This window comes from Brevibacterium iodinum ATCC 49514 (genome assembly GCF_900169265.1).
Lineage (GTDB): Bacteria > Actinomycetota > Actinomycetes > Actinomycetales > Brevibacteriaceae > Brevibacterium > Brevibacterium iodinum.
The window spans coordinates 1-5,921 of record NZ_FXYX01000048.1; the positions used below are offsets into that span (position 1 = coordinate 1).

Below are 5,921 nucleotides of genomic sequence, written 5' to 3' on the forward strand. Positions count from 1 at the left end.
CACCACCAAAAGGGGGTGGGTCACCGCCAGGTTGAGTCACGATCACGGGATGGAGAGGCCAACACCTACTCTGCCAGCCGGTCCCAGACCAGCCACTACCAAGACTCACAGCCGTCAGGTAGCAATTAGAAGATGAAGGGTTTGGGGTCGACGTAGCCACCGTTCTCCATGATCTCGAAGTGCAGGTGGCAGCCGGTCGACGCTCCCGTCGTACCGGAGTACGAGATGATGTCGCCCTTCTTGACCCTCTGCCCGTCATGGACCTTGAGCTTCGTATTGTGGTTGTACGTCGACGCGATCGATTTGCCCTTGATCTTGCCGTGGGAGATGACGACACGGTTGCCGTAACCGCCCGTCCATCCGGAAGTGACGACGATTCCGTCGCCGGCCGAGCGGATCGGGGTCCCGCAGGGAACGCCGAAGTCCATTCCCGTGTGCAGCTTCCGTGCACCGGTGATCGGGTGGACGCGGTATCCGAACGGAGACGTCGTCGGGTACCCCTTGGCCGGATTGGCCAGGACTCCGTCACCGAAGACGAACTTGCCCTTCTTCTCCTGCTCCTTCTCCCATTCCCGAACCTTCTCGGCCAACCGGTCCTGCTCGGCCTTCTCATCGGCCAACTGCTTCTCGGTCTTGTCCTTGTTGTCGGAGATCGTCTTCTCCGCATCGTCCTTCGCGGAGATGAGGTCGTTGAGGCTGTCGGCCTTCTTCTTCGCATCGACCTGCGCGGCCTCTTTGGCCAGCACCGCCTCGGCGGCTTCGTCCTTGAGGTCGGAGATCTTATCCGTCACGCCCGAGAGCCGCTCTTCGTTGTTCTTGTTCAGCGCCCGCTGTTCGGAGAGTTTGTCAATCGTGCGCTGCTGGGATCGCACCGCCGAGTCGACGCGGCCGATGCCGCCGTCGGCGCTCGTGCCCTCGGCCATCTGGAGCAGCATAGCCAGGTCGGAGGTGATGCCCGAGTTCTGGTATGCCTGTCGACCGATGCGCGTCGCCGAGGTCTTATGCTTGTCGATCTCCTCCGTGCCGGACTTGATCGTGTCCTTGAGATCCTTCTGCGCGTTCTCCGCCGAGGTCAGACGCGCGGCCATGTCCTCATCCTTCTCGATCGCCTCAGCCAGCGCATCGTCGGCGGCCTTCGATTCGGCTTCGGCATCCGGCAGCTTCTCCTGCGCGGCATCGCGTTCGGCGATGACGCGGGCGAGGTCCTCATCGAGGCCTTCGAACTCCTGCTGGAGTTCCTTGACGCGTTCGTCGACCTCGCTCTTGTCGTCGCGAGGATCGGCCACCACCGAGGTGACCGGCATGACCACTGCCAGCGCAGCTGCCGTGAGGACGAGTCCGAGTCTGCGTCTCATCTCAGACCTTCGTGTACTTGTTGAGCGTGATCAGCGACGATGCTCCGGCCATGAGCACGCCGATGATGATGAGTACGGGGGTGATGAGGAGAACGTCCCATCCGGAGATGAGGCTGAATCCCGTGGCCTGCGACTGCAGCCAACCGCTGACTCCGAAGTGGACGAGCAGTCCCAGGGCACCGGCGGACAGTGTCGCACCGATGGCCGAGGCGATGACGCCCTCGAGCAGGAACGGCATCTGGATGAAGGTGTTCGACGCGCCGACGAGCCTCATGATGCCGGTCTCCCGGCGCCTCGAGAACGCGGAGAGTCGAATGGTCGTGGCGATGAGCAGCATCGCGCACAGCAGCATGATGCCGGCGATCGCGATCGCCACGATGGTCGCGATGTTGAGCACCCCGAACAGACGGTCGAGCAGCTGATTCTGGTCGACGACCTCTTCCACCCCGGGAGTCGACGAGAACGTCTCCTTGATGATGTCGTACTTCTCGGCGTCCTTGAGTTTGACTCGGAAGGACTCGTTCATCTCGTCCTTGGGCACGGTGCCCTCGAGGCTGGTGCCCTTGAACTGCTCCTGGAAGTGCTCGTAGGCCTCGGTCTTGTCTTCGAAGTAGACCTTGTCGACATACGGGGCCAGATCAGAGCTTTCGAGTTCTGCCCGGATCTGATCCTTCTGGTCGCCCGTGACTTCACCGTCGACGCAGTTCGTCGCCTCCGAATCCGGTGGGCACAGGAACACGGAGACCTGCACGCGGTCATACCAGAAGTCCTTCATCTGCCCGACCTGCATCTGCAGCAGGATCGCGGCACCGACGAAGAGCAGGGACACGAAGGTCACGAGCACGACGGAGATGACCATGGAGAAGTTCCGGCGCAGACCCGACCAGACTTCGGAGAGGATGAAACCGGCCCTCATGAGGCGACTCCGTAGGTGCCTTCTTCGACGTCGCGGACGATTTCGCCTTCGCGCAGTTCGATGACCCGTCGGCGCATCCGGTTGACGATCTCCCCGTCGTGAGTGGCCATGAGCACAGTGGTGCCGTTGCGGTTGATCTTCTCCAGCACGTTCATGATGTCGGCGCTCGTCGCCGGGTCGAGGTTGCCCGTCGGTTCGTCGGCGAGCAGGATTCCGGGTTTGTTGACCACGGCGCGGGCGATGGCCACACGCTGCTGCTCACCACCGGAGAGCTCACTGGGATAGCGCTTCTCCTTGCCGGCCAGGCCGACGGTCTCAAGCACGTCGGGCACGAGAGTCGACATGGCTGCGCGGGATTTTCCGATCACCTGGAGGGCGAAGGCGACGTTCGCGAATACCGTCTTGTTCGGCAGCAGGCGGAAGTCCTGGAACACGGTTCCGATCCCCCGCCGCAGGTAGGGCACCTTCCAGCTGGGCATCTTCACCACGGATTTGCCCGCGATGTGGATGCGTCCGGCGCTGGGGACCTCTTCACGCAGAATGAGTCGGATGACCGTGGACTTTCCCGAGCCGGAGGCCCCGACGAGGAACACGAATTCCCCGCGGTCAGCCTCGAAGGAGATGTCATCGAGTGCTTTGCGGGAACGTGTGTCGTAAGACTTCGAAACGGAGTCGAATCTGATCAAGTCGGTCTTCAATCATGTTGCGGGTGGCTCGGCCGCTTCCACTGTACGTAACAGTTCCGTGATGTTCGCGGAGGCGGCCGGGCGTGTGTTGCGATCTGATGAAGTTCACAGTCGCCTCGGTGATGGTCGATCCCTCACCAAGGCGGGACCGATCAGGCGTCGGCCTCTTCGGCCATCTCCTGTTCCTTGCGCCAGCGGATGCCGGCTTCGATGAGCCCGTCGAGGTCGCCGTCGAAGACCGCAGAGGGGTTGTTGACCTCATAGCCGGTGCGCAGGTCCTTGACCATCTGGTACGGGTGGGTGACGTACGAGCGCATCTGATCGCCCCAGCTGGCCTTGATGTCGCCGGCCAGTTCCTTCTTCTGCGCAGCCTCTTCCTTGCGCTTGAGGTCGAGGAGCCTCGACTGAAGGACGCGCATCGCGGCCTCACGGTTCTGGATCTGGGACTTCTCGTTCTGCATGCTCACGACCACACCGGTGGGCACGTGGGTGATGCGCACGGCCGAGTCCGTCGTGTTCACCGACTGCCCGCCGGGGCCCGACGACCGGTAGACGTCGATACGCAGATCGTTCTCATCGATGTCGACGTGGTCCGTCGACTCGATGAGCGGGACCACCTCGACGGCGGCGAACGAAGTCTGACGGCGCCCCTGGTTGTCGAAAGGGCTGATGCGCACGAGCCGGTGAGTGCCGGCTTCGACGGAGAGAGTTCCGTAGGCGTAGGGCGCGTTGATCTGAATCGTCGCGGACTTGATGCCAGCGCCCTCGGCATAGGAGGTGTCGAGTTCCTGAACGTTGTAGCCGCGGTTCTCCGCCCACCGGACATACATGCGAGTGAGCATCTGCGCCCAGTCGGTCGCGTCATCGCCTCCGGCACCCGAGCGCACGGTCACCACGGCGGAGCGCTCATCGTATTCGTGGTTGAGCAGCGTCGAGATCTCGAGTTCTGCCAACTGATCGCGTAGCTTCTTGATGTCACGGTCGGCCTCGTCGAGCGAGTCCGCGTCACCTTCGTCCTGGGACATCTCGACGAGCAGTTCGGCGTCGTCGATGCGTTCGCCGAACTTCTCGAGCTTCTCCAGGGTGCCCTGCTTGTGCGAGAGCTTGGCCGAGGTCTTCTGCGCCGAATCGGGGTCGTCCCAGAATGTCGGCGACGACGCCTGCTCCGTGAGCTCGGCAACCTCGTCGCGCAGATTGTCCAGATCGGACACGTCGAGAATCGCTTTGTACGTCTGGCGGAGGTTGGCGATTTCAGAAGAGTAATCAGTGGTGGCCATAATGATCCGATTCTAGTGCATGCCCCCATCCCGCCCCGAACTGACGGATGCGCGCCGAGGTGGGACCACCTCGGCGCGCATCTGCGCAGTCCCCCGGTTGAGTACTCAGGCACCGGTTCGACCTACCCCAGTCGGGCGAGTGTTGAGATCAGGCGGGCACGAGCTCGGGCACGGTCGCCCAGGTGTCGGGGCCGAAGACCTCGAAGTGGATGTTGGACTCGGGCACATCGAGTGCATCGAGTCCGCGGCGCACGGCCTTCATGAACGGGGGCGGGCCGCACAGGTAGACCTGCGCGTCGGCGGGAACGTCGACCTCGGCGAGGTCGATGAAGCCTTCGTGAACGGTCTCGTTCGTCGTCCGCGCGCCGAGCTGTTCGTACCAGTGGTGCATCCGGGCGCCCGGCAGTTGAGCGACGAGCTGCGCCATCTCCTGTCGGTGGGCGTGGGCGGCCATCGATTGGTCGGCGTGGAGGACCGTGACGTCGCGGCTGGATTCCTTGGACACGAGGTCGTTGAGCGCGCCGAGGATCGGGGTGCAGCCGATGCCTGCGGAGATGAGGAGCAGCGGAGTCTCGGCGTCTTCGACGACGAGGTCGCCGTAGGGCAGGGAGCAGCGAATCGTGTCGCCTTCGAAGACGTTGCCGTGGATGAAGTTCGACACCTCACCTGCGGGGATGTCCGCCTCGGCGCGGCCGGGCTCAGCTTTGATCGTCACGGCCCAGGACTCACGCGAAGTCGCTCGGGTGAGGCTGTACTGGCGGATCTGCCGGGCGCCGTCGGGCAGCTGGACCTGGACGGAGATGTACTGGCCGGGACGGGCCTGCGGCAGTGTGCCGCCATCGGGACGGGCGAGGACGAGACTGATCGTGTGCGGTGATTCCTGCCGGCGCTGGACGACCGTGAGCTCGGACCAGACGTCTCCGGGTTCCACGTCGTGGTCGGCATAGAGTTCGCGTTCGGCGGAGATGAGCGTGTCCGCCATGTCCCAGTAGACCTCGGTCCAGGCGTCGACGACCTCGGCGGTGGCCGCGTCGCCGAGGACTTCGCCGATAGCGGCGAAGAGGTGCTGGTAGACGATCGGGTACTGGTCTTCGGTGATGCCCAGCGAGGCGTGTTTGTTCGCGATCCGGCTCATCATCGCATCGATGTTCGGTGCATCCTCGGAGACGAGCAGGCTCGCGTAGGCGGCGATCGCGCCGGCCAGTGCCTTCTGCTGCTCTCCCTGTGCCTGGTTGCCGCGGTTGAACAGATCGCGCAGCAGATCGGGGCGGGCGGTGAACATCCGCTCGTAGAAGATCGGCGTGATGTCACCGATGGCGGATCCGATGACGGGGAGGGTGTCCCGGACGATGGTGAGTGCGGGTTGCGAGATCAACTCTGCTCCTTTTGCGGCGTGGTCACCGCGTAGTTGGAACGGCCTTCACAGGTCGCTGTTCTTCTTGCGCTTTCGACGTTACGCGGACCACCATGTCAAATTCTACGAGTTGTAGAATATGAGATTTTCTGTACCGTCGCCATTGCACGGCGGCGCGGCAGGGCGCAAACGCACAGGCAAAAAGCGGCTCTTCGTAATTGAGAGTGTAGATCGGTGATTCCAGGATACGGCGAGTCGCTGCGCGGATAGACGTCGAGGTCTTCCGATGATGGAAGTTCTCACACAATCCATCCGAAAGACCTCGACGTGGCC

The 5,921-nt window shown here is 63.0% G+C and carries 5 protein-coding genes; all 5 read right to left on the reverse strand.

Features of this window, described 5'->3' with window-relative positions:
- Positions 1-125 precede the first annotated feature (125 nt).
- The 5 genes from BI49514_RS16055 to BI49514_RS16075 all read right to left on the reverse strand — a co-directional run bounded on the left by BI49514_RS16055 (position 126) and on the right by BI49514_RS16075 (position 5,609).
- Positions 126-1,355, reverse strand: coding sequence for a M23 family metallopeptidase (locus tag BI49514_RS16055; protein ID WP_101547457.1), 1,230 nt, complete (start codon positions 1,353-1,355; stop codon positions 126-128).
- A gap of 1 nt (position 1,356) precedes the next feature.
- Positions 1,357-2,271: a permease-like cell division protein FtsX gene (gene ftsX, locus BI49514_RS16060; protein WP_101547458.1), complete on the reverse strand. Its 915-nt coding sequence runs from the start codon at positions 2,269-2,271 to the stop codon at positions 1,357-1,359.
- Positions 2,268-2,957, reverse strand: a complete 690-nt coding sequence (gene ftsE / locus BI49514_RS16065; protein ID WP_025780920.1) for a cell division ATP-binding protein FtsE — start codon at positions 2,955-2,957, stop codon at positions 2,268-2,270. Before ftsE ends, ftsX begins: the two co-directional genes overlap by 4 nt.
- A gap of 152 nt (positions 2,958-3,109) precedes the next feature.
- Complete coding sequence (prfB, locus tag BI49514_RS16070; protein ID WP_101547459.1) at positions 3,110-4,234, reverse strand: peptide chain release factor 2; 1,125 nt, start codon at positions 4,232-4,234, stop codon at positions 3,110-3,112.
- A gap of 148 nt (positions 4,235-4,382) precedes the next feature.
- A complete protein-coding gene (locus tag BI49514_RS16075; RefSeq protein WP_101547460.1) occupies positions 4,383-5,609 on the reverse strand; it encodes a globin domain-containing protein in 1,227 nt (408 codons plus the stop codon).
- Between the last annotated feature and the right edge of the window lie 312 nt (positions 5,610-5,921).